Annotated in this window: 14 protein-coding genes; 11 read left to right on the top strand and 3 right to left on the bottom strand. The window is 35.4% G+C overall.

Translation table 11 applies throughout. The annotated features are described in order from the left end of the window. From K6119_RS15555 to K6119_RS15515, 9 genes are all read left to right on the top strand, one after another. Nucleotides 1–2,652 (top strand): response regulator, encoded by a 2,652-nt coding sequence (locus K6119_RS15555; RefSeq protein ID WP_221833146.1) that lies wholly within the window; start codon nucleotides 1–3, stop codon nucleotides 2,650–2,652. A gap of 109 nt (nucleotides 2,653–2,761) precedes the next feature. Then, nucleotides 2,762–3,163: a response regulator gene (locus tag K6119_RS15550; RefSeq protein WP_221833145.1), complete on the top strand. Its 402-nt coding sequence runs from the start codon at nucleotides 2,762–2,764 to the stop codon at nucleotides 3,161–3,163. A gap of 67 nt (nucleotides 3,164–3,230) precedes the next feature. Continuing rightward, nucleotides 3,231–3,641 (top strand): DUF1987 domain-containing protein, encoded by a 411-nt coding sequence (locus K6119_RS15545; RefSeq protein WP_221833143.1) that lies wholly within the window; start codon nucleotides 3,231–3,233, stop codon nucleotides 3,639–3,641. Between the two features lie 34 nt (nucleotides 3,642–3,675). After that, nucleotides 3,676–4,068: a DUF1987 domain-containing protein gene (locus K6119_RS15540; protein ID WP_221833141.1), complete on the top strand. Its 393-nt coding sequence runs from the start codon at nucleotides 3,676–3,678 to the stop codon at nucleotides 4,066–4,068. Nucleotides 4,069–4,303: 235 nt separating this feature from the next. Continuing rightward, a complete protein-coding gene (locus tag K6119_RS15535; protein WP_221833139.1) occupies nucleotides 4,304–9,133 on the top strand; it encodes a gliding motility-associated C-terminal domain-containing protein in 4,830 nt (1,609 codons plus the stop codon). Beyond that, entirely contained in the window at nucleotides 9,130–10,041 is a 912-nt protein-coding gene (locus tag K6119_RS15530) for a PorP/SprF family type IX secretion system membrane protein (RefSeq protein ID WP_221833137.1), read from the top strand. The genes K6119_RS15535 and K6119_RS15530 overlap by 4 nt, the downstream gene beginning before the upstream one ends. Further along, nucleotides 10,035–12,104 carry an OmpA family protein gene (locus K6119_RS15525; RefSeq protein ID WP_221833136.1) on the top strand — a complete coding sequence of 690 codons (2,070 nt, stop codon included), beginning with the start codon at nucleotides 10,035–10,037 and terminating at the stop codon, nucleotides 12,102–12,104. The genes K6119_RS15530 and K6119_RS15525 overlap by 7 nt, the downstream gene beginning before the upstream one ends. A 118-nt stretch (nucleotides 12,105–12,222) precedes the next feature. After that, nucleotides 12,223–15,195 (top strand): T9SS type B sorting domain-containing protein, encoded by a 2,973-nt coding sequence (locus tag K6119_RS15520; RefSeq protein WP_221833135.1) that lies wholly within the window; start codon nucleotides 12,223–12,225, stop codon nucleotides 15,193–15,195. Nucleotides 15,196–15,291: 96 nt separating this feature from the next. Beyond that, entirely contained in the window at nucleotides 15,292–18,528 is a 3,237-nt protein-coding gene (locus tag K6119_RS15515) for a T9SS type A sorting domain-containing protein (RefSeq protein ID WP_221833134.1), read from the top strand. 330 nt (nucleotides 18,529–18,858) lie between these two features. Here the strand turns inward: K6119_RS15515 and K6119_RS15510 are convergent, their stop codons facing one another. Further along, complete coding sequence (locus tag K6119_RS15510) at nucleotides 18,859–20,574, bottom strand: T9SS type A sorting domain-containing protein (RefSeq protein ID WP_221833133.1); 1,716 nt, start codon at nucleotides 20,572–20,574, stop codon at nucleotides 18,859–18,861. A gap of 176 nt (nucleotides 20,575–20,750) precedes the next feature. Between K6119_RS15510 and K6119_RS15505 the strand changes: the two genes are divergently transcribed. Together K6119_RS15505 and K6119_RS15500 are read left to right on the top strand one after the other, a co-directional pair. Further along, the gene (locus K6119_RS15505; protein ID WP_221833132.1) at nucleotides 20,751–21,764 is read left to right on the top strand and encodes a radical SAM/SPASM domain-containing protein; all 1,014 of its coding nucleotides are present in this window, start codon (nucleotides 20,751–20,753) and stop codon (nucleotides 21,762–21,764) included. Nucleotides 21,765–21,881: 117 nt separating this feature from the next. Further along, nucleotides 21,882–23,600 (top strand): DUF4139 domain-containing protein, encoded by a 1,719-nt coding sequence (locus K6119_RS15500; RefSeq protein ID WP_221833131.1) that lies wholly within the window; start codon nucleotides 21,882–21,884, stop codon nucleotides 23,598–23,600. Here K6119_RS15500 and K6119_RS15495 read toward each other — a convergent pair. Beyond that, nucleotides 23,597–24,616 (bottom strand): hypothetical protein, encoded by a 1,020-nt coding sequence (locus tag K6119_RS15495; protein WP_221833130.1) that lies wholly within the window; start codon nucleotides 24,614–24,616, stop codon nucleotides 23,597–23,599. The genes K6119_RS15500 and K6119_RS15495 overlap by 4 nt on opposite strands. Nucleotides 24,617–24,658: 42 nt before the next feature. Next, nucleotides 24,659–25,624 (bottom strand): ADP-glyceromanno-heptose 6-epimerase, encoded by a 966-nt coding sequence (gene rfaD / locus K6119_RS15490; RefSeq protein ID WP_221833128.1) that lies wholly within the window; start codon nucleotides 25,622–25,624, stop codon nucleotides 24,659–24,661. Nucleotides 25,625–25,724: the final 100 nt, after the last annotated feature.

Genomic DNA, 25,724 nt, shown 5'->3' with positions numbered 1-25,724 from the left:
ATGATCCGAATTCTATACATAGGCAATCACAAAAACTTTGTCAAACTTCAAGATTTGTCAACAAACTTCAACCTTGCGGTTAGTTTCAATGAAGTTGCTTCATTTAAATCTGCAGAAGATGAACTCAGAAATAACGATTATGAAATAATACTTTCTGAGTTAACTATTGGAGATGAAAGTGCCTTAAACCTGCTTGACAAGGAAAGTTTGATTGAAGGAATTCCGGTCATCTTAACAGAAAAAAGTCCCAGCCATGAAATTACTCGTACTGCCCTAAAAAATGGCGCGTTTGATATCCTTGATTGTGACTATTTAAATTCTATTATACTAGAAGACAGCTTTAAAGAAGCAATCAGATACTCAAAGGAAAATAAATTGCGCCAAGACTTAGAAAAAAGGCTTGATGGAATTTACGCCAATACGAGAACCATCCTGGACAATATTACTGATGGTATTTGGTCATTAGATGAAAAAGGAAAACTTCTTATCATCAATGCAAAAGCCAAAGATTATTTTAAAGACTTTGGTAAATCACCTTCGTTAGGAGATACATTTTTTAAACACATAGATGACTTCCTAATTGAAAAATGGGAGCCACTCAACCAAAAAGCGTTAAATGGTCAAAGTGTAATCTCGGTAGATCAGTTCCATCAAAAAGAACAACTAATCTATTTAGAAACAGCATGTACTCCCATAAAGTCAGGAGAAGTAACAGTAGGAACTTCTTTTGTTGTTAGAAATGTTACTGAAAGAGAATTAGCAGAGGCAAAAATCAGAGAAAACGAAAGGAATTTCAGATCTGTATTTACCGGTAGTGAGGTTCCAATCTTGCTTACTTCAACTGCTACAAATAAAATAGTAGACCTTAACCTTGCATGTAGTAGGTTATTCAACTTTACGGTTGATGAATTAAAAGACATGAATTTCTTTGATCTAATATCAAAGAGTAGGATTGATAATTATCAAAAAGACTTAGAAAGTTATCGCAAAGGTAAAATTGACCACATGGACAGCCATATCGTCACTAAAGACCAGGAAGACATTCCCGTTCAACTTTCAATTACTGAAATTTTTTACAACGACGAACCATGTGACCTTACTTTCCTTTATGACATTTCTGCTAGAATTGAAACAGAGAAAAAATTGAATGAAGCAAGAGAATTAGCTGAAAAATCTGCAGAATTCAAATCTCTGTTTTTAGCCAATATGAGTCATGAAATTCGTACACCAATGAATGCCATGCTTGGATTTGCAGACCTTCTAAAAAACACCAGTTTATCGGATGAACAAAGAGAGTATGTAGATATTATTAGCAATTCAGGGCAAGATCTTTTGGTAATTATAAATGACATATTAGACTTAACAAAAATAGAAGCAGGAAAATTAGAACTGCGTCCAAGAGTATTTGAGGTGATGGACACCATTAAAAAGGTGCTGAGATTACATCAACACAAAGCAGATGAGAAGCAAATAGACTTAAGTCTACAATTTTCTTCAAACATTCCTGAATTTCTAGAACTTGATGATATCAGACTTACTCAAATATTAAATAACCTTATTGGTAATGCCATCAAATTCACTGAAAAAGGAGAGGTTAGTTTAAAAATCAATAAAACAGTAGAAAAAGATCAGGAGATGATCAAGTTCATCATAAAAGATACCGGAATTGGTATTCCTGAAAAAGAGATTGCAACCATCTTTGAAAACTTTAGCCAAGTAGATTCTAGTTTGCAGAGAAAACAAAAAGGGACAGGATTAGGATTATCAATTGTAAGTCAGCTTTGCCAACTGATGGGAGGCTCCATTAGTGCCAGATCTGAGGAAGGAGAAGGCTCTGAATTTGAAGTGTTGCTTCCTTTAAAAATTGGAAATGCAATTGTTAAAAACGAGTCTAAAACCGAATCTAAAAAGGAATTAATTACTGATGAACTTCATGTAGTTATATGTGAAGATAATCCTGTAAACGTAAAACTTGCAACTAAAATATTGGATGAATTAGGTGTGGTATATCACGTTGCAAAAAATGGTAGCGAAGGTATTGATGCTGTTAAAGAACATAATCCTGATGTGGTATTCATGGACTTACAGATGCCTATTTTAGATGGATACGAAGCAACAAAAGAAATAAGAAAATTTAGCCAGGTACCTATTATTGCAATGTCTGCTCATGTCCTAGAGGAAGAACAAAACAAATGTCTTGATGCCGGAATGAATGGATTTATTCCAAAACCATTCAAAATTGATGATATTATAAAGGAACTTCAAAAGCAATTTTCATTTAAAGCAGAAATCAAAAAAGATCAGTTAGATCCAAAATGGAAAAAACTAAATATGCCAGGTTTATTGAATCTTGCCAAAGGAGATGAAGAATTTGCCATTTCTCTTTTTGACATTTTCATTGAACAGGCAAATAAGGACAAAATTCAATTTGAAAAAGCCCTTAATAATAATGATGTGGATAGTATGAAGTCAATTGCCCACAAATTATTGCCTTCCTTTATGATGTTTGATTTTGTTCAATTACACATTATAGGGGAGAAATTGGATAACCGCGAGGCAACAGAAAGAGAAAGAGAATACTTTCTAGAAAGACTGGAACTGGCAATCAATGAAATAATCGAAAAACGATCTTCCTTCATTCAGGGCAACTAATCGGTTTTTTTATACCAATTATCGAATAGCTCCTTCAGCTCATCCGTGATTTACCTAACTTTATAGAGGGTAAACTATGGACTACTATTTAGATTAGCGCGGAGAACTAATGAGAATTAAAAAAATTTATGTTGTAGACGGCGATTATTTTTTTGCACGAACATTCATCCAAAAATTGAACAAAAGTGGCAATTATGATATTGTCCACTTTAGCAATTTTGACGAAGCCAGCATCAACATGCCTTATGACAATCCTCAACTAGTTCTTATCGAACATAATTTAAAAGGACGAACAGGCCTAGATTCAATCCCAATTATTAGACAAGCTTTACCAGACTGCGAAATAGTTATGGTGTCAGATCAAAATGATGTTGAGGTTGTTGATACTGCCTATAAAAGAGGTGTTACTAAGTATTTTAGAAAGGATATCTTATTGTTAGATCACGTTGAAGGTCTTATTAAACAATATGAAGCTCCTTTCGACAGCAACCTTAATCAACTTTTTGGTTAATAAAAAAACAAGCTAAATTCATCTGATTTATACCATTAAATCCGAATATTAACTATATTCGCCTTTGATGAGTTCAGATGCAAATTACGAAGGGGATGTTGTTGTAATTGAAGCAACTAAGAAAACTCCATATATTCGATTGGACAAAAAAAGTGGTCTGATTGAAATATCTGGTATATCCATTCCTGAAAACACCAAAGAGTTTTATTGGAATTTTAATCGTTGGCTTACAGAGTATGCCGCCGATCCAGCTCCTAAAACCCAAGTAAAAATTAGCCTTATGTATATGAACAGTAGTTCTACTGTTGTTATCACAAGAATGCTGATGCTTTTAGATGAACTGATTGGTTTAAAAACCGTTGTGCAAATTGATTGGTACTACGAAATGGATGATCTTGAAATGAAAGAAATTGGAGAGCATTACCAGGAGACAATGAAATGCACCATCAATCTACACGAAGTAGATAAACTGGATTAAATACATTTTCATCTAAAAAGTCGATAATCGCAAAATGGCTGAATTTTTCAGAGAAGCTACACATAGAACCCCAATGATATCAGGATCGCTCGATACAGGTAAGATCGAAATTATTGGACGCAGTTTACCTGAAGACGCTAAAGATTTTTACCTATCATTCAGAGATTGGCTTTTGGAACTATTCGCTTCTGATGTTTCTAATATTGACGTTTATCTTGAACTTGAATATTTCAATACGGCAACTTCCAAAATTATCATTGACATGCTTCTTAATCTTGAAAAACTCAAGGATCAAAAACAAATTAGTGTTATTTGGGCTTTTGATGAAGATGATATTGAAATGGAAGAAACCGGAAATGATTTTGCAGCACTTTTAGGGGACATGATTACCTTAAAACCTAAACCTTTTGACCCGGAAAATTCCTGATTTTTAATCTCGGCTCAACTTTTCATACATAATTTTCGTTATTTTCATAGTCTGATGCACTGCTGCTACCCAAAACATTTAATATCACTATCAGTGATAGCAAATACTCCTTTGGGGAAGGGTAATTAGCAGTACATTACTTAATAAGGGGTAATCAGAAAATAAAGTGATTTTCTTGAAACCAAAAGAACGTTAAACCAGTATTTAAATTGAATCTCTATTGAGGTTTTTGAAGATGCGTTTATTTATACTTACCATAATAAGTGTTCTCTTGTGGAGCGTACCTGCCTCTGCTCAACCACCTGTTGATTGGGCTGCTAACGCAACTTTGGGTGCCAATTTCAAAGATTATGTTGAAGATGTTTTTGTAGACGCTTCAGGTAACACATATATCTGCGGAACCTTTAGAGGTCCCTTATCTATTGGTTCTGACAATCTTTACTCTGGAGAAGCAAGTCAAGTATTCGTTGCCAAATATGATGTAAATGGAAACCCTGTTTGGGCTTTACAATCTAATGGTAATAACCAATCATTTGCCAAATCTATTTTTGTAGATGCAATAGGCGCAGTTTATGTTACCGGATATCACAATCATACTATTTTAAGTTTTGCCGGATTATCACTACCTTCTTCTTCAAATGAAGGGTTATTTTTATTAAAAATATCTCCTGCAGGTATACCAATTCACCTCACTGGTGCAACTCCTTTAAGCACAGGTAAGAGTCGTGGTGCAGCCGTTACCGGAGATGGTGATTTCGTCTACATTACCGGAACACACCAGGGAGCACTTACCTTAAACGGAGGTCCAACACTTCCGGCTACAGCAGGTCAAAGTGATATTTTTGTAGCAAGAATAGACTCTGCTTTTGCAGGTTTTTCATACGCAGTTTCTCATGGAGGAACTTCAGCTGATTTAGCCAGCTCTATTACAACTGATGGTACCAACTTGTATGCAACCGGAACTTATGGTAATGCTGTTTGTACATTCACCGCTTCACCTGATTATGATTTACCCGCTTATGGAAATGAAGGAATTTGGATAACTTCTTTTGATAAAACCAATGGTAACGTTAACTGGGCTACATCCGCAGGATCGGCCAACGGAAATACAACTTCAAACGATATTTTTTATTCCTCATCTTCATTATATATTACAGGTGGTTGTTACGACGTATGTACATTTGTTGAAAGCCCATCAACTGGAGCATTAACATATAATGATACTATCTATACAGTTGGACAAAAAGATGCTTTCATTGCTATCTACAATACCTCAGGAGTAATTCAAACCAAATGGAGTGATGGAGGTCCTGGAATGGATGAAGGATTCGGAATAACAACAGATGCAAGTTGTTCAGATATACAATTTTGTGGTCAATTTGAGGATTCTGTTGACTTTGGTGGCACAACCATGCTCCACGCTTTTAATAAAGATCTATTTGTAGCTTCATATGATAATGTTGGAACATTAAACTGGGTTTTTAAAGACATAGGAGCAGATGATGAACTAGCTAAAGCTATCCACAGCAATGGAACTCGCACAAGTTATGGTGGTCATTTTAATAGCGATTTCTTTGTAGGAACTCAACCAATAGCTGAAATTCAATGGAAAGGCTTAAGAGATTTCTTTGTGGCAAGTTTTCAGTGTACAGATATCCCGGTATGTGGACCTCAAATCACCAACTGTCCCAATAATGACACACTCACATCACTTATAGCGTGTAATCAAATTCTTCCAAATTACATTTCAGGTTTGGTTGTTAATGACGGTTGCTCAGCAGGATTAACTTTTTTTCAATCACCTAACCCGTCTACCATTATCAATGCAGGTAGTCAAGAAGTATTACTAAAAGTTACCGACGGAACAGGAAACACTGATGTATGTCTATTTGATTTTGTAGTGATTTCAAACAACAATCCAGTGGTTGCAGAATGTGGAGACCAATTCGTAGGCGAAACCACTCTTGGAGACAATAACAATTATTCATCTTTCTCATGTTCACCAGTTGTTACAAATGGTGAAGAAAGAATATATCAGGTTTATGTAGATGCTAACAATCACTTTTTACAAGTAAAAATGGAAAATGCATCTGATTCAAATGACCCGTATGCCTATGTATACTTCTTAGGATCAGATTGCCCTACAAACCTAAATTGTTCTCAAATTGACAGTTTTAATATTGCTACTGGTGAATTCTCAAACAATTCAAATTATTTAACCTTCATTGCAGACGGTCCTGGTACCTATTACATTGTTGTAGATGCTCAAGTTGATCACATTGACAGTTATGATATTTCATTTTTCTGCACATCTTCTGGGGTTGAATTCGACGGTACATGTAACGTTACTGATGATCCTGACGGAGACGGAATTGTCCCATCAGTTAATGGATCTTTGATTGATTTAACCATGCAACCTTGTGAATCAGTAACTATTTGCCATGACATGTATTTAGCCAATTTAGATGATTGGCAATGGGTAGATTCTATTAGTATGCAATTGGGAGACTGCTACGAAAATATTAATATCACAACCTTAACTCCTGATAATCCACCTGGAAACAATGGTTATTTTGACGTAAACGGAGATTGGTCTGCAACTTATAATTTAGGTACCAACACAATTTTATGGGAATTTGCACATAACTCAGGTGAACCTTGGGGAGATGGAAATACTGGTCCGTATAACTGTCAGCTATATTCCAATTTTTGTTTTGATGCAGATATAACTTCTGCTTGCGCAAATAGTGAAGGATTAAATATTGGAATTGCCATTGGAGATGATGGTGGAAAGGATGGTGAGCCACAAACATATGTTTTTGATGTTGGGAACTCGAATGATTTTATCTTACAAGATGATAACCCTTTCTTTTCATACCAATCCAATGCTCTTTGTAATGCAGATCCAAATGCTTTACCGGATAGTGTTACCACAAGTGGAGGAATCTTTACGGCAGACCCTGGTATAGTTTTTACAGATGGAGCCTCTTCTCCAACTGGAGAAATAGACCTTACTGCCTCTACAATTGGTGGTCCATATAACATCACTTATACGGTAGGATTATGTCCTTTTGATTCAGTTGTAGCTGTTAATATTTATCCACAAGAAGATCCGGCTTTTACTTATCCTGCAGCTGCGTATTGTCAAAATGACGCCAATCCTGTGGCAACAGTTACAGGAACCCCTGGCGGAACATTTACAGGTCCGGCAGAAATTGTTTTTGTAAGTATTACAACAGGAGAGATTGATTTAGCGGCATCTACGGCTGGAGGACCTTATTATATTACTTATACCACGCCGGGGCCAAATTGTATTAATGCAGATTCTGTCCAAATAACAATTAACGCTGAGGATGATCCGGCATTTAACTATGCGACAATTGATCACTGTGCGGCAGATGCTAACGCGACAGTTGTTTCAGTCACAACTCCTGGGGGGACATTTAGCGAAATTACAGCTAACCTATCTATAAACAGTAGTACCGGTGAAGTAGATATTGTTGCCAGTACAGTAGGAAACTATTATGCAGTTTATACAACAGCTGGTATTTGCCCAAATACTGACTCAGTACAATTCAATATTTTAACAGAAGATGACCCTTCATTCTCATATGCTTCGGCAGCTTATTGCCAGGGAGATGCAAATCCAATACCTACAATAAGTGGAACGGCGGGCGGTACATATGGAGGAGCAGCAGAAATCACTTTTGTAAGTAGTACTACAGGAGAAGTAGATTTAACAAATTCTTTAAGCGGAGGACCATACACAATTACCTATACAACTCCAGGACCTGACTGTCCAAACGTAGGAACTTTTGATGTAACCATTAATGCAGAGGATGATCCTTCATTTGATTACGGCAATACATTGTATTGTACTGGAGATAGTAACCCTATAGCTAACATAATAGGGACAGCTGGAGGAACTTTTAGTAGTTCTGCAGGATTAGTTTTAGCCAATACTTCTACCGGAGAAATTGACATTGCTGGCAGCACCGTTGGCGGACCTTACACAATAACTTATACCACACCGGGACCTGACTGTCCAAATTCTACCGATTTTCAAGTTTCAATAGCTGCGCTAGAAGATGCCGGATTTAATTATACTACCACATCCTATTGTAGTAATGAAACGGATCCTGTACCAACTGTCAATACTCCAGGCGGAACTTTTAGTGGTGCAGTTGTATTTGTAGATTCCGGAACAGGTGAAATAGATTTGGACGCAACAAATCCTGGAACTTCATTACAAATTATATATAATTCACCCGGACCTGTATGTCCAAATGCTGATACATTATACCTTACAATTAATGCATTAGATGATCCTTCATTTAATTATGGTGATACCGCATTTTGTAGTACGTCATCTGTTGTAAATGCTACATTAAATGGTACAACAGGCGGAGTTTTCACAAGCTCAAATACAGAAATATCATTAAATGCATCAAGTGGTCAAATTGATTTAGGTGCAAGTACAGCTGGAGGTCCTTACACAATTCAATATGCCACAACTGGTACATGTTATGACAGCAGCACTGTAGATATTTACATTTTTGATCCGGTTGCGGCAAATGCAGGACCAGATCAAACCCTATTCTTTAAATATGATACAGATTTAGAGGCAATAGATCCATCACCGGCAATTGGTGTTTGGAGTTTTTCAGAAGGGAATGCAAACATTGACGATATAAATGATCCATTGGCTTATATCAGTGATTTACAAAACGGTACCACTACCCTGCTTTGGACTGTTACTAATGGACCGTGTCCTGTGGAAACTGATGAAGTTAATTTGATTGTGACAAGTCTTTTTATTCCGGAAGCGGTTACGCCTAATAATGATGGGCAAAATGATGTGTTTTTAATTAATGGAATTGATCTATTAGAAAATACAGTTGAAATATATAACCGTTGGGGACAAATAGTTTATTCAGCAAATAATTATCAAAATAACTGGGACGGTTTAGACAACAACGGAAAAAAACTTGATGACGACACCTATTTTTATATAATCACAGCGAATAACATGACCTTTAAAGGGTACGTGGTTATTAAAAGATGAAAAAATTAATCTACATACTGTGCTTTTTAGGCTTTAATGCACATGGACAATTGACTCCAATAATTAGTCAATATATGTTCAATGACGTGGCTTTAAATCCGGCTAATACCGGAAACCAGGAAAGTCTTAGCCTATTTGCAGATTTCAGAGCTCAATGGGTAGGTATTAATGGAGCTCCAATGACACAATCATTTACCGCTCATTCACCTTTAAGAAACACTAATTCTGCAGTGGGAATCCAATTTTTTGCAGACCAAATAGGTGTTGACAGAAATACAGGAATTTACGGAAGTTACGCCTATAGAATACCTATGGCCAAAATGAAACTTTCTTTTGGAATTACCGGGGGAGTTTCTTTAGTCAAATCAAACTACTCCAATTTGGCAGTAAATGATAATTCAGATAATTTATTGGTAGATACTCCACTCGGAATTTTACCTGATTGTAGTTTTGGTGTGAGTTTAACCGGAAAAAAATACTTTGCCAGTTTATCAATTCCATTTTTCTTGTCTCACAGATTTGATGGGAATAAAATTATAGTTGACCATGATTTCAACAACTATAACGTGATGTTGGGAGGAGGATATGAATTTGAATTTGGAAGAAAAAAATATAAACTAAGACCATCTCTACTTCTTAAATACAATATTGGCAACAGACCACAAGTGGACATTAATTTAATGGCTCAATTACATGACTTATTTGAATTTGGAGTTTCTTTCAGAACAGAAGATTCTGTAATTGGATTATTTAAATTTAATGCTACAAAGCAATTTGCCATCATGTATTCATTTGGAATGCCAATAACTAAAATTGGATCAAATCAATTTGGCTCACATGAAATTGGATTGAGATATAACTTTAAGTATCAAACTAAAATTGCAAACCCTAGATACCTGGGATGGTAAAAAATGTCTTGACATATTGTTTTATTCTATTTAATCTGATCTCATTTTCGCAAGAAGAGCAAGCAGTGCAATTGACTACCACTTTGAAAGGAAATGTTTATTGCCCCGTGTTTTATAGAGATAAGATTGTAGTTTGCAGTGATCAAAAAGACGGTTTAATTAGTACCGTTATTGATGGTTCAAATCATTTAACTACTAACCTTTACATGTTAAATGGAGAAAATGAAAAGTATAGCAGATTAGATGAAGCTTTTAAAACTCATTTAAATGACGGCCCAATTTCTTTTGATGCAGATGGAGGATATGCCATTTATTCTACCAATGTCATCAAAAACATGAAATTGAGAAAAATGACCTATCAAAAAAACCCACTTGGACTCTTTGAATCTAAATTTACCTCAGAGGGTTGGAGTGAACCAAAAATTTTGCCTTTTGTAGATTCTGTGGCACAGTACACTCACCCGGGATTAGATGCAAAAGGTACAACAATGGTATTTGCTTCCAATAGAAAAGGAGGATTAGGAGGTTTTGACATTTGGATTTCAAGAAAAACGGAAAACGGTTGGTCTGAACCAGTTAATGCAGGACCAGGAATTAATTCAGATAAAAATGAACTCTTCCCTTCAATCAATGGGAAACACATCTATTTCAGTAGTGATAGACCAGGAAAAGGAGGGTTAGATATTTATGACTATGACACGCTAAGCAAAACGTCTAAATTATTGTCTTCACCTATCAATTCTAATGCTGATGATTTTGGATATGTGCAAAGAAAAGGCAAAGATGACGCTTATTTTTCTTCAAATAGAACTGGTGCAGATCAAATTTGGAAAATCAAAGTAAAACCTGAGGTAGAGATAATTTGTACTGAAATGGTATCTAATGTACTTTGTTATAATTTGACTGAAGAACATGCTGCAGAATTAGGTGAAATTGATGCCTTGGTTTACAAATGGAAAATAAATGAGGATGTTAAACTCGGAATCTCAATTGACTATTGTTTTCCGGGAGAAGGAGGGTACGAAATTAGCTTAGACATTATTGACACTATTGTAGATGTTACCTACTATAACCAGAGCTATTACTACTTGGAAATTGCCTTTGAAGAACAACCTTATATTGGTTGTCCAGATACCGTAAAAATTGGCGAAGAATTTGAAATTACAGCTGAAGAATCAAATCTTCCGGGTGTTACCATTAATAATTATTCGTGGAGGTTTAATGATGGTAAATCCCTAAAAGGCATGAAAAACAAGTATGCCTTTCAAAGTGAAGGTGATTATCAAATGGAGCTAACAGTTGAAGGCGAAAAAGACGGAGAAGAATTTATTAGCTGCGTTTATAAATCAATTCATTGTTATAAAGACAACTTAATAGCAGCCCAAAATTCTATTGAAAATGTATTAGAGGACACCTCTAAAATAGTTGAGGAAAAACAATTCTATGATGAAGAAAATGATTCTTCAAAAATGGTTTACAGTATAGAAGTTATCAGAACTGATGAAAAATTGGAAAATGATAATTTCCTATTCACACTGATGGAGACTTATGGAGAAGTTAAAATTCACTACATAGAAGAAACGGATCAATATTCATATATGGTTGGAGCTTGGGAAAGTATTGAAGAGGCCCACCCTACCTGGAGAGACCTTTTGAAAAATGGTTATAATGAAGCAGTAGTTAGATCAATTGATTTAAATAAAATCTCCAATTTTTCTCTTGACAATTCTTTTGTTTTAGACAATGTGAGGTTTGATGAAGGTAAATGGGATGTGAGAAAAGATGCTTTACCTGATCTTGAAAATATCATTGAGATAATGCTGATATTCCCTAATGTTGATTTAAAAATTGAAGCTCATACTGATTCACAGGGACCGGAAGATTATAATTTAGAACTTTCTCAAAAAAGAGCTAATTCAGTGAAAAACTATATCATTTCAAAAGGAGTTGATGCAAGTAGAATTGCCGCAGAAGGAAAAGGTGAAAGCATACCTAAGGCCTCTAATGATACTCCGGAAGGTCAAGAAATCAACAGAAGAGTTGAGTTTACCTTTGTTAAATAACTCTATCCCCTTGATTTAGATATTATTAAAGGTTAATTTTAAACTTTTAATAATAAAATTAGTCCAATCAACTCAATGCTATTCTTTTACGTTTAGCATAAACCTGATGTCACAAAAATTGTCCATAATTTTTTTTGAGCTGCAAAATGTTCTTTTTGCTCTGATGTTCTTATTGTGCTTTAGCTCTGCATATGGACAACTGGATACCAAACATTACATTCCTCCACTTTACGGAAGAGAAGATTTAGGCACCCATTATTTAGTATTGGGAACTCCAATTAGTAATACCTTTAACGTTACAGTGGAAGATGGTGCGGGAAATCTTATAATGACAATTCCTATTTCAAGTGCCTCATCAAGCACTACTCAAATTGGTATAGGAACTAGTTCTCCATTTTTAGTTTCAGAAACTCAACTAAACACGGCAGTTTCAGCTGGAAAAGGCTTAATTCTTACCGCAAACGAACCGTTTTATGCTAGTATTAGAGTTATAGAAACTGCGCAAGCCGGATCACTGACTTCTAAAGGTCAAAAAGCTGCATTAGGTCAAGAATTCAGAACTGCACACATGTCTAATAATTATGGGTACAATCAGGGAAAAAGTAACACTTTTAGTATTATGGCAACTGAAAATAATACGCAGGTTAATATTTCAGAAATTAATCCGGGTGTAATTTTCAGAGGTACAATATCATCTGGTTCTCCTTTAACAACACAGAGTGTTACTGTTTCTTTAGACGCAGGTGAAAGCTATGTTGTGGCCACACATATAGATGAATCAGGATCAACAAACAATATCAACGGATTAAATGGAACACTCATTACATCTGATAAGGATATCGTTGTAAACTGCGGTACATGGTTGGGTGGAAATGCTATGGATGGAACCAGCAATAATGGCTCAAGTTTACAAGGAAGAGATATCGGAATAGATCAAATTGTTCCAAAGAAAAATATCGGTAATGAATACGTACTCATTAAAGGCTTCGGAGTTGACAATGAGAAAACCTTTGTTGTGGCATCTGAACCAAATACAGACATCTATCTGAATGGATCATCTACTCCTTCTGCAAATCTTGCTAACGCAGGTGATTTTTATGTGATAAGTGGAGGACAGTTTTCCGCTAACAAAAACTTGTACATGAGTAGTTCGTCACCCGTTTTTGTAACACAATCATTAAACGGAGGTGATGGCTATAGTGATGACAATGAAAGGCAATCAGGAATCAACTTTTTACCTCCAATTAAATGCACAGGATCAAAAGAAGTCACCATACCTGCAGTTGAATTTATTGGTACACCCTATATTAATATTGTTGCAGATGTTGGAGCAGTAATTGAAGTTAATGGAAATGTTATTGGCGGAGGACTTTCAGTACCGGGTACTCCTGATTATGTCACCTATCAATTGTCAGGTTATTCGGGTGATGTAGAAATTGTTTCAGACAAACCAATTAGAGTTGCGCTATTAAACTTAAATGGTAATATTGGTGCAGCTGGTTATTTCTCAGGTTTTTCAAAAGACATCAATATTAGTGCAGATTACCTCAACAATAATTTACCTGCAAATGATGAAATTGTAGAAGGCTGTGGTATAGCAACTGTTACAATTGAAAGGAGTTCTCTATATGCAGATGTTGCGGAAACAATCTTATTGGATGTTCAGGGATCAGCAATTGAGGGAACTGATTATTCAATGATCCCTGATCAATTGACATTTGCTGCGGGTCAAACAACTTTGAGCTTTGATATCGAAGCTTATCAAGATTATACTTCAGAAAATGTAGAAGATGTCATTATAACAATCATGCTGGATAATCAGAGTTGTGGAGAAGATGAATTAATTTTTACAATTATAAATCGTGACCCTATTGTAGCTGAAATAACAGGATCAAATCCATTATGCCCTGGTGAAGAAATTCAGCTTTCAGCAAACGTAAGTGGGGGTGCAGAACCATATCAATATTCATGGTCAAATGGCGGAAGTAATCAAGATATCTTGGTAGCTCCCTTGTCAAGCACCATCTATCAACTATATGTATCAGATGTATGTGAATCAGATACCGCTTTTGATGATTTTGAAGTTATTGTTCCTCAATATCAATTACAACTTTTAACTTCTAATGACACCTCTATTCTTTGTCCATATACAGATCTAATAATTGCGGCAGAGGCTTCAGGAGGTCTTTCAGATTACAATTATGAATGGTTTGTTGACGGCAATAGCGTATACAATGGACCGGCTTTTACAATAAGTCCTTCTGTTACTACTTCATATACAGTAGTTGTTACAGATCAATGTGGTTTAACTAAAGAAGCCAATATTGAAGTAGATGTACAAACTTCTTTAATGCAAGCCACAGCTAGTGAACATATAGTTTGTCCTTATGACAGTACTTTGATTTCAGTTGATGTAAGTGGCGGACTACCGCCTTTTGAGTACTACTGGTACCACAATGGCGAAACCACAAATAATACCTGGGTTCAACCTGCTTGGACTACTTCTTATCTGGTACAAATACAAGATGCCTGTCAAACTTATTCAATATTTGAAAACGCTAATGTAGAAGTTCTACAACCAACAGCTAATTTTTATGTGTTGTCAAATACTCAAATGGAAAACCTACCTATTTCTTTTGGAAACAATAGTTTAGGAGCTGAAAATTGGTATTGGGATCTAGGAAATGGAGAAACTTCAACAGATTTCGCTCCATACACTTTATATGAAAATGATGGTGAATACATCATTACATTAATTGCTACCAATTATCTGGGTTGCACTGACACCACGGTTAAATCTATTTTTATTAAGCCCGAGTTTTATTTTTATGCTCCAAATGCATTTACTCCAAACGGAGACCTCTACAACAACACTTATTCAGTTAGTGTAATAGGAGCAGCATCATTAGAGTTTTACATTTTCAATAGATGGGGTGAACAAGTTTACTTTAGTGATAACCCCTATTTTCAATGGGATGGAACCTATAATAATGTCTTGGTAGAAGATGGTGTTTATGTTTACAAGTGCAAAATAATTGCTGATGATGGCTCATCTTATTTGTTAAATGGACATATCAATGTCTTGAAGTAAACGATTTAGCCCAATCTAGTTGTTTATATTTTAACAACTCGAAATGCGTTTTGATTTTTTTTGCGTATTTTTGTATTCTCAAAAAACAATAACCTCATGAAGAAAATCTACTCCATGGTGGCCATTCTTGGCTTCCTAGTTAATTCATTTGCTCAAGTAACCGATATGGGCGGACCAATTGCCTGGAAAGGTAAACTTGACTCAAAAAATGTTCCTGTACAAATAATGCCTGGTTATGATCAGGTAGCAATTGATGCAGAAGATGTTGTTAATGACCAATTTAAAGATCAACCTTGGCGATTTGGTTATAAATATGCAGTAAGCTATGATCTAAATTCGAGCGGTCATTGGACGACATTACCAAATGGAGACAGAGTTTGGCAATTAGGAATAAAATGTCCAAACGCATTAACTGTCAACCTTTTATTAGAGAATTTTAATCTGCCAAAAGGGGCATATTTGTATTTGTATGATAAAGATCAAACTAATAGAGTTGGGGCTTATACAAGCCGAAATAATCGAAATGATGGACTATTAGGAACCGAATTGATCATTGGTGAAGAAATTATAGTTGAATATTTTGAACCGGCAGAAGTATCAGGTCAGGGAAGCTTTACTATTACTGACGTTGTGCATGGTTATAGAAGTTTAAAAACCATTCAAAATGATTTGCTTCAAAAAGCTTTAAACTCTTCAGGAGATTGCAACATTGATGTTAATTGTCCTCTAGGCGCAAGTTGGGGAGACCAAATTAGATCAGTTGCTATGATCGTAGTTAGCGGAAGTGGTATTTGCACAGGTGCTTTAATCAATAATACATGTGATGATGGAACTCCCTATTTTTTAACTGCAAATCACTGTTTAGGTGGTAACACAGGTAGCTGGGCATTTAGATTTAACTGGGAAAGCCCTCCGGGCACTGAGTCTTGTGCTACAACTGCCGGAAGTACGGATCCAGGACCTCCTTATGATCAAACTGCAAATGGAGCCACTGTTCTTACCAATAACGGCGGATCTGATTTTGCCTTGTTAAATATTGACAATATGACTCTGACAGATGCCCAAAACTGGAATTTATTTTATGCAGGATGGGATAATTCTGATGCTAATACAGTTACAACTGGAACTGGTATTCACCATCCATCAGGAGACGTAAAAAAAATATGTCAGGAAGCAAATGCTCTTACACAAACTCCATGGAATGGAGCTGCTTGTTGGCAAATTGCGAATTGGGATCAAGGTGTTACAGAACCTGGATCATCTGGTTCACCCTTATTTGATCAAAATGGTAGAATCATAGGTCAATTGTTTGGTGGTGGAGCTGCTTGTTCAGGAACTACAGATAATAATCAACCAGACTATTATGGAAGAATTGGAGTTTCCTGGGGATTAGGATTAAGTACTTACTTAGCACCCGGAAGCTGTGGATCAACTACTACCAATGACGGGTATGACCCTAACGCTCCATCAATGCCGGATGATGCCGGAATCATGGCAATTGTAGATCCTGTAGGAACGTTTTGTTCTTCTAGTTTTGACCCAATTGTAACATTGAGAAATTATGGGACCAATGCCTTAACATCTGTTACAATTAATTTTGATATTGACGGAGGTACAAACAATACTTTAGCATGGACAGGAAACCTGGCGGCCGGAGCAAGTGTAGATGTAACTTTACCTAACATGACAACAACTGCAGGAGCGCATACATTTAACGCTTCTACTACATCTCCTAATGGCACTACTGATTCAAACACTGGAAATGATGCATCAAGCAGTAACTATTTTGCAATTGTTAACGGTCAGCCCGTTACAGTTGAACTTAATACTGATTGCTGGGGATCTGAAACTACTTGGGAAATTGTAGATATCAATGCTACAGTTTTAGCAAGTGGTGGACCTTATTCTGACGTAAGTGGAGGAGAACAAATTATTGAAAACTTATGTTTAGATCCGGGATGTTATGATTTTATTATTTATGACAGTTTTGGTGATGGTATGAATGGTTCTCAATGGTCTTCATGTACAGTTGATGGAGATTATATGATTACACAAGATAATACTTCTGATACGCTTGCAAGTATTGTTGCTGCCAATTCAGATTTTGGTTCATCAGAAACAAATAACTTTTGTGTTGTTACCCCATGTAGTGGTACTTTAAGTTCTTCAACTACAGAAGAAGCTTGTTCTGGAGACAATACAGGTTCAATTACTGTAAATGTAACAGGCGGTGACGCACCATTTACATATGATATTGGATCTGGCGCTCAAGGAACAGGAACATTCAATAATCTTACCCCAGGCATTTATACAATTACTGTAGTAGATAATAATGCCTGTACAAATACAATTGATGTTACGCTAGGAGGACCAACAGCATTAACTGCTACAGTTACTGCTCAAGATGAAGCATGCCCTGGATCAAACGACGCAAGTATTACAGTTAATGCCTCTGGGGGAACAACTGCTTATTTATATAGCACTGATTGTGGAACATCATTTCAAGCATCAAACGTTTTCACAGCTGTACCAACAGGTAATTATTGTGTGGTTGTAGAAGATGCAAATGGATGTCAATTCACTGAAAGCAATGTAACCATCTCTACAGGTGCCGGAATTACATCCACAACTGTAGTTACTGATGTTAGCTGTGCTGATGGTGCAGATGGATCAATTGATGTTACTCCTACTAACGGAACAGGACCATATACTTATAATATTGGTGCAGGACCTCAAAGCAATAACGTATTTACAAATCTGGCTACTGGTACTCACCTAATAACTGTACAAGATGCTAATGGATGTACAGGATCTGTTAGTGCAACAGTAGGAGAACCTACTGCCATTTCAGGGACATACACTACCAATGATGAAATTTCAGGAAATGATGGTTCAATCAATCTAACTGTTACTGGCGGAACTGCACCTTACTCTTATAGTTGGACAGGACCTAACAGTTATTCATCAACAGTTGAAGATCCAACTAACTTAGTTTCTGGAACGTATTCAGTGACAGTTACGGATGCAAACGGTTGTACATACACCATCAATGGCATTGAAGTAAGTTCACAATTAGGATTTGAGACCAATCAACTTAATTTTGTAATTTATCCAAATCCAGCCAATGGAATCTTTAACATCAAACTAGCCAACAATGAATCAAATGCTGTTGTTAGAGTATTAGATGTTACAGGAAGAATTATTATAGAAAAGCAAACTAACGGTCAGCAAATTGTGACATTGGACATCAGCAATAAGGCTAACGGAACTTATTTCGTTCAGCTTACTGACGGAGAAAATACTACTACACTACCATTACTAAACCAGAAATAACTTAGTTTAAATTAGTTTTTTAGCCGTCATCCTTAATTGGGTGACGGTTTTTTTATTTTAAACCTGTATGTAAATAGCTATTTGATGCTATCACCTCTATCCATCTTATGAACCACTACAGGATAAAAGACAATTGTCAAAATCACTTAAAGGGAAAAAAACACTTGTTTGGGTATACTACTACTGCCCTATTCGATCTCTTAACTTCTATTGAAATAAGATGACAATTATCTGAACAGTTATATCAACAGAACTTTATCATTACTAAAAGTAAGGTGCAAAAAAAAGCCCCAAGGAAATCCTTGAGGCTCTTATCAAATAAGATTAAAATTATTTTGCGATACTGATAGTCATCACTTCATTCTCATCTCCGTGTAATACGTTGAACAAATAAGTTCCAGACGCCAATGAAGAAACATCAACTTTCAATACTGGTCCTTGCATCTCAATATTTTGAGTGCTAATAACTTTACCAGCCATATCTGTAATAGTTAATGCAATTGCTCCGTAATTTTCACCCATTGGGATGTTAACCTCAACATTTGCAGGATTTGGATAAGCTAATATGTTATCGTTAGCTGTTTCCTCTTCAATTCCTACTGCAGTTGCAAACATGTTCACAGTCAAAGCAGGAACGATATCTGTTCCAAAACCAGTTGCAAACCAGCTACCATCAGACTCACCAGGGAATTGTGGTTGCAAATAAGTTTCTAAATTCCAGTTATAATCAATTTCTGTATCATATCCTGAGTAAACATTTTCACCATAGTGAACAAAACAGAATAAATATCTTTGATCATCTATCAATAAAACCGGAGATTCAAAATCAACATAAATTTGCTCTTGTTGCAAATCGGCAGTATAGATATACTCAGCACTTGCAATTTGATTTAAGTTTGAAACCGCATAATTGGCATCATTTAAATCTGTAAATACATCATTCCACTCGTACGCAAAAACTTGTACATACTCACCATCAATAGAAGTTGGATTTGGATTTTGAGAAGTTGTTCCAGAGAATGTCATCCCTTTAATAGCTACTCTTGATGCGTTAGGATCTCTAAAAGCCAAACATCCTGAATTTGATGAAACTGCATCAGAAGATCTATAATAAGCTACAGCTTCAGGGTGATTTGTAGAAGTATTGATTCTTGAATAAGAGAACAATGAATCACTCATCATAAAATCAGCATTCTGTGTATTATCATCTGGGAAATCTTCAGTTTGATCAGATGTAATTGTATAAACTACATTATAATATCCATTTGCATAAGTAGATTGCGAGAATGTAGGCAAACTAACAAATGCAGAATCTCCAGAAGCTAAAGTTGCAATAGCAGTTCCAGAATTTGTGTAAAGATTTGAACCGTTATCTACAGTTGCTGATAACACAACATTTGTCTGAGGATCAGATCCATAGTTAATTACCCAAGCTCCCAACTCTACAGAAAATTCTGAAGCATTTTGAGACAACTCCTGGATATTACCAAAGTTCTCTGCTCTCAATACATGCTCAGGATAAAATCCTAAGTCGTTTGCATAATAACCGGTTTTTGAACCGATAAATACAGTTGTACCACTACAAGCTTCCATTTCTGCTTTCAAAGTAGCACCAGCCACATCAGAGATCATAATAACCGGAATATTAACGTTAGTACCTTGAGTACCTCCATTCATTCCAACCGGAGATCCAGGAATATTGTTAATAATGATAACTGCAATTGCTCCGGCATTTTGTGCATTCAAAGCTTTCACTCCAAACTCACAGCTACCTCTGTACAGACAAGCAACTTTTCCGGTTAAGTTATTTACAACTGCATTACAAGCTAAAGAGTCTCCTGCAGTTCCGTCATCTGCCATACAAAGCTCTCCTGTTACAGAGTTTGCAGGGTCAGTCATATCAGGTGAACCCCAAGAAGTTCCTGATGCATAAGTCATGTCGTAGTTTCCTTCATTTGATGAAGGTGCTTCAACATAAAAAATTACTTGCGCATTTGTAATTGCAGCTGCAAGTAATACACTAAATAATAGTAAAATTTTCTTCATGATTAAGGTATATTTTTTCATTAAGCGTAGCTAATTTACGAAAAAGAAACCTGATAAAACAGTCGGTTGTTAAATTTTTAACCACACTCACCTAATATTCTCTTAACTATACAGCAACATAAAATTTCAATTTTCCTCAAAATCAACCCTTTTTATGTTGTAAGTTTACCGTGTAAATGGACCCTAGAAACAGACAAATACTGAAACAACTTACTTTAGGTAGAGTATGGAATTATTTCTTGCTTAAGTCTTCATATGTTGTTACTAATTTGACTAAGAAACCTATACATTGGGGGAGCCCAATTGCCGTTTCTATTGAGCCAACTACGGCCTGCAATCTAAAGTGTCCACAGTGTCCATCAGGTTTGAAACAGTTTACCAGGCCCACCGGAAATTTAAAACCATCTGTCAACCAAAACATTCTAGACGGACTCGGAAAAAATCTTCAATATATCAATTACTATTTTCAAGGTGAGCCTTTTATTAATCCGCTTTTTTTAGACCTGGTAAAAGAAGCAAGCAATAGAAACATCTATGTTCTTACTTCTACAAATGCTCACTTTATTAGTGAAAAAGCTGCAGAAAAAGTAGTCCAGTCAGGAATGAGTGAAGTTATCATTTCAATAGATGGAATCACGCAAGAAACTTACCAAAACTATAGAATTGAAGGAAAATTAGACAAAGTACTGGAGGGTACTAAAAACCTGGTTGCTGCAAGAAAAAAATTGAAATCTAAATTACCTATTATCACTTTTCAGTTCTTGGTAAGTAAACAAAATGAACATGAAATTGAAGAGGCGAAAGCGCTTTCAAACAAATTAGGTGTTGACAGAATTAACTTCAAAACCATTCAAATTTACGATTATGAATCTGGCAATGAATTAATACCTGAAAACCCTGATTATTCGAGATACAAAAAAACTAAAACGGGAGAATACATACTTAAAAACAAGTATAAAAACTCTTGTTGGCGTATGTGGAGCTCTTGTGTATTTACATGGGATGGAACAGTTGTTCCATGCTGTTTTGACAAAGATGCCAAATACAATATGGGCAACATCTCTCAAAAATCATTTAACAAAATTTGGAAGGCGGATGTTTATCAGCAATTCAGAAATCAAGTTTGGAAAGATCGAACTAAAATTGATATCTGTAAAAACTGTTCAGAAGGATCTAAAATTTGGATTTGAACCTTTTATACATTGAGTTGTATTTATGATTGTGGATCATAAATACTTGTTAAAAAATGTTGTTAAGAGTATCTGTTTCACACAAATAATATAAATTTCAATTTCAATCCAGCAACTATGAAGCAATTTACATTAGCATTATCAGCCTTGATTTTAACTCAATTTTCATTTGGACAAAAAATCACAGAAACTAAAATAAGCAGTGACATAAAAAATGTAACCGTTTTTATTACTGGAGGTGAGATCACAAGAAACGCCAAAATCAATGTAAAAAAGGGAAGAAACAAATTGATTTTTAAACAAATCAGTACAGTTGCTGATCACAAAAGCTGCCAATTTACTGCAGATAAGAAGCTAAGTTTAGTTTCTGTTAGTGCTGAAGTTGATTACATAAGTTTTGTAGAAAACAATCCAAGAATAACCACCATTAGAGACTCAATTGAAATTTTAGGCAATAAGGTTATTGATTTGAATAATGAAAGATCTGCATATGCAGAAGAAAAAAGCTTAATCCTAAGCAACAAATCTATCAAAGGAGATCAAAAAAATCTAACGGTAGAAGAATTGCGAGCAATGGCCGATTTCTATAGAGAAAGAATAATGTCCATCAACAAAACTTTGACCAAGTATGACAATGAAATTAAATCCTACAATGATTTAAAATACAAATATCAAAATCAGCTTTCAGAGTTAAACTATGAAGAAACTATTAAAAGCAATCAAATCATTGTAATAGTAGATTCGGATATTGATCAAACAATAAATACAGAAATAAAATACATAGTTTCTAATTGCGGATGGCAAGCTAACTACGACCTTTCGGCGGCTGACGTTAAAGGGAAAATCAACTTAACTTACAAGGCCAAAGTTTATAACAATACAGGTAATGACTGGAATGATGTCAAATTAACGTTGTCTACATCTGATCCAAATCTATCAGCTTCTGCTCCAGTTCTTAGTCCTTGGTATTTAAATTATGCCTCATTAAATCAACAATCATCTGATTATTACAAAGGAAATCAATACGTTGTTCCTCAAAAAAATGAGTTTAAACAATATTATCAAAATGCGAATGCACCATCTCAATCAATGAACTTAAGCGGATTACTATTTGACGGATCTGAGCAAAATTTTCAAAATGGTGCTAATCAATTTAACAAGAACCCAAATTTGAGATTCACTACAATAGAAGTGTCAGAACTAAGCACAGAATTTGAAATTGACGATAAGTATACTATTCCGGCAGATTCAAAACCGTACTTAGTTGAAGTGGCGGACAATGAATTAGATGCTACTTTTTCGCACAAAGCTGTTCCTAAATTAGATAAGGATGCATTTTTACTTGCCAACATTGTAGGTTGGGAAAAATTGGATTTAGTTCCTGGTCCTACTAACGTTTATTTTGCGGACACCTATGTTGGACAATCTTACATCAATACTAGAAATGTTGGAGATACATTAAGACTTTCTTTTGGTAGAGATAACAGAATTGTAATCACGCGTAAAAAACTAGAAGAGTTCAGTGATAAAAAAGTAGTTGGAAACAATCGTAAAGACAATTATGTGTATGAGATTAGTATTAGAAATAATAGAGAAATTGCAGTAGAAATTGATCTATTTGACCAAATTCCAATTTCACAAGACAGCGATATTCAAGTAACGGTTGATGAAACTTCTGAAGCTATTTACAATGAGACCACAGGCTTATTAAGATGGAAAGTAAACTTGCAACCTGGAGAAGTTAAAAAATATAAGCTAGGCTTTACATTGAAATATCCTAAAGACAAGAAAATTCAAGTCAAAAAGTATAGATCAATATCAGCTCCTTCTTTCTAGAAGTCTAGCTCAGCCTCTACTTTTCTTCGGAAATTAAGGATTGTACGTTCTAAGTTCCCGAAGAACTTGTTTCTCTCCTTGGCGTTGATTTTTGAAATTAGGCTTGAGTTATCTCTTAGCATCATCACAATGCGCTCAGTTTCCTGAGCATAATATGGGTCAAATGTTACCAGATAATTCATCACATTATGTGATATATAAACAGCAGAACCTGTATTCCATTTAATGAGATAAGTGTTATCTGCAACATAAGTTTCATTCATGTACATATTAAACTCATTTCCTGAGGTAATTGGTTCGTTGCCTCTTGTAAACTTGGCTCCATTTTCAGCCTGAACTTTCATGTGATCTATCAGTTGCTGTAAATTATCTATTATCTCCAAGGCATAAGTGGGATCTTCAAACAAATGCGAATCAAAATAATATTCTACTTGTCTCAATGTTCCACGTAAAGTTTCAAGACCATATATTTCTGTACTAGGAATGGCATTGTATAAATTCAGTGCTTCAATTCCTATTGAAAGAGACTCTTTATCAATCTTTTCTCTTTTAAATTTCTCATCCTTGTATTCAGGCATCTGCAGATAAGTTTTTGCCCAAAAAAAGAACTTGAATCTGGTAATGTGAGGCAAATTAAAAACCTGAAAAAGCGGTGTGTCATTGATGGTCATTATTAGATGAGCACCATCAAGTTCTCTAATTTGCTTTAAACCATCTCTCAATCCGGTTAGATATGATTTGTAATTCATATCTATTGTTGCCAAAGGATTAAAAGAGAACTGAACTTTACCCTTTTGAAGGGTTCCGTAATCATCAAAAGACAATCCAAAAGTTTCGCAAAGCTTTTTTGTTTCGTAAATAGTTAGTGGAACATCACCTCTTAATCTTCTGTAAGAAGCATCTTGTGAAATATGCAATTCATCTTGCAATACCTGAGACAATTTATCACCTTTCGGCAATTGCAATTTTATTGAGTTAAAAATTCTTTGTTGAATGTCGTGTTCAATCTCTTCCATTGGGTCTTTTTTGAGACACTACATCCTCAACTGAATTGATCATTACATGTAGCTGTCTGACATTAAATAATGTTGAACGTAATCGTTAACACCTTCTTCTAAAGTATAGAATTTTTTCGAGTATCCACTTGAAACAAGTTTAGACATATCTGCCTCTGTGAAGTACTGATATTTATCTCTAATATCTTCAGGGGTAGGAACAAATGAAATATCTGCTTCTTTTCCCATTGCCTTAAATGTTGCCTTTGTCAAATCCAAAAATGTTCTTGCCTCACCGGTGCCCAAATTGTATAAACCATTGGCCGGTCTTTTGTCCATTAGATACATACAAACGCTTACCACATCTTTTACATACACAAAGTCTCTCAATTGCTCCCCATCTTTGTAATCAGGATTATGTGAAGCAAACAATTTCATTTTGCCCGTTTCAGTAATTTGTCTAAACGCATGTAAAATAACAGATGCCATACGCCCTTTATGATATTCATTGGGGCCATACACATTGAAAAATTTAAGCCCAGCCCAAAAAGGAGGCTGTTTATCCTGTTTTAATGCCCAAATGTCAAAGTCATTTTTTGATTCTCCATATGGATTTAACGGTTTCAATTTATCTACAATTGAATGATCATCTTTATAACCTAACTCACCTAAACCGTATGTTGCCGCACTACTTGCATATACCAATGGGATGTTGTTATCAGCACACAATTGCCACATTTTTTTAGAGTAGTTCAGGTTCAATTCATCAAAAATCGCTTGATTAAATTCTGTAGTATCTGTCCTGGCTCCCAGGTGAAAAATGAACTCAATTTCACCAACAAAGTCCTTGGCCCATTCAAAAAATTCACCTCTTGACACCTTAGCTACAATTGTCTTCCCTTCCAAATTAGTCGCTTTTTCAGTTTTTGAAAAATCATCTACTACTACAATGTTTTGGTATCCATTTTTGTTTAATTCACTAACTAAACATGACGAAATGAATCCTGCGGCACCTGTAACTACTATCATTTGGTATCTTTTTAAGTCATTTTGGCAGAATTTTCCATTTGGTAAGAAAATTGCCGTCTTTTCAACAAAATTAGAACTAATTATTTATTAAATTTGATAG

Source organism: Paracrocinitomix mangrovi (assembly GCF_019740355.2).
Classification (GTDB): Bacteria; Bacteroidota; Bacteroidia; order Flavobacteriales_D; family Crocinitomicaceae; genus Paracrocinitomix; species Paracrocinitomix mangrovi.
The sequence above is the reverse complement of the archived record's forward strand: the minus strand, read 5'-3'. Positions and strand labels throughout refer to the sequence as shown.

Excerpts from the sequence above, each read along its gene's own strand:
- K6119_RS15540 (WP_221833141.1), top strand. The coding sequence starts at position 3,676 with ATGGCTGAATTTTTCAGAGAAGCTACACATAGAACCCCAATGATATCA.
- K6119_RS15505 (WP_221833132.1), top strand. The coding sequence starts at position 20,751 with ATGGACCCTAGAAACAGACAAATACTGAAACAACTTACTTTAGGTAGA.
- K6119_RS15500 (WP_221833131.1), top strand. The coding sequence starts at position 21,882 with ATGAAGCAATTTACATTAGCATTATCAGCCTTGATTTTAACTCAATTT.
- K6119_RS15545 (WP_221833143.1), top strand. The coding sequence starts at position 3,231 with ATGAGTTCAGATGCAAATTACGAAGGGGATGTTGTTGTAATTGAAGCA.
- K6119_RS15530 (WP_221833137.1), top strand. The coding sequence starts at position 9,130 with ATGAAAAAATTAATCTACATACTGTGCTTTTTAGGCTTTAATGCACAT.
- K6119_RS15510 (WP_221833133.1), bottom strand. The coding sequence starts at position 20,574 with ATGAAGAAAATTTTACTATTATTTAGTGTATTACTTGCAGCTGCAATT.
- K6119_RS15525 (WP_221833136.1), top strand. The coding sequence starts at position 10,035 with ATGGTAAAAAATGTCTTGACATATTGTTTTATTCTATTTAATCTGATC.
- K6119_RS15550 (WP_221833145.1), top strand. The coding sequence starts at position 2,762 with ATGAGAATTAAAAAAATTTATGTTGTAGACGGCGATTATTTTTTTGCA.
- K6119_RS15555 (WP_221833146.1), top strand. The coding sequence starts at position 1 with ATGATCCGAATTCTATACATAGGCAATCACAAAAACTTTGTCAAACTT.
- K6119_RS15535 (WP_221833139.1), top strand. The coding sequence starts at position 4,304 with ATGCGTTTATTTATACTTACCATAATAAGTGTTCTCTTGTGGAGCGTA.
- K6119_RS15495 (WP_221833130.1), bottom strand. The coding sequence starts at position 24,616 with ATGGAAGAGATTGAACACGACATTCAACAAAGAATTTTTAACTCAATA.
- rfaD (WP_221833128.1), bottom strand. The coding sequence starts at position 25,624 with ATGATAGTAGTTACAGGTGCCGCAGGATTCATTTCGTCATGTTTAGTT.
- K6119_RS15515 (WP_221833134.1), top strand. The coding sequence starts at position 15,292 with ATGAAGAAAATCTACTCCATGGTGGCCATTCTTGGCTTCCTAGTTAAT.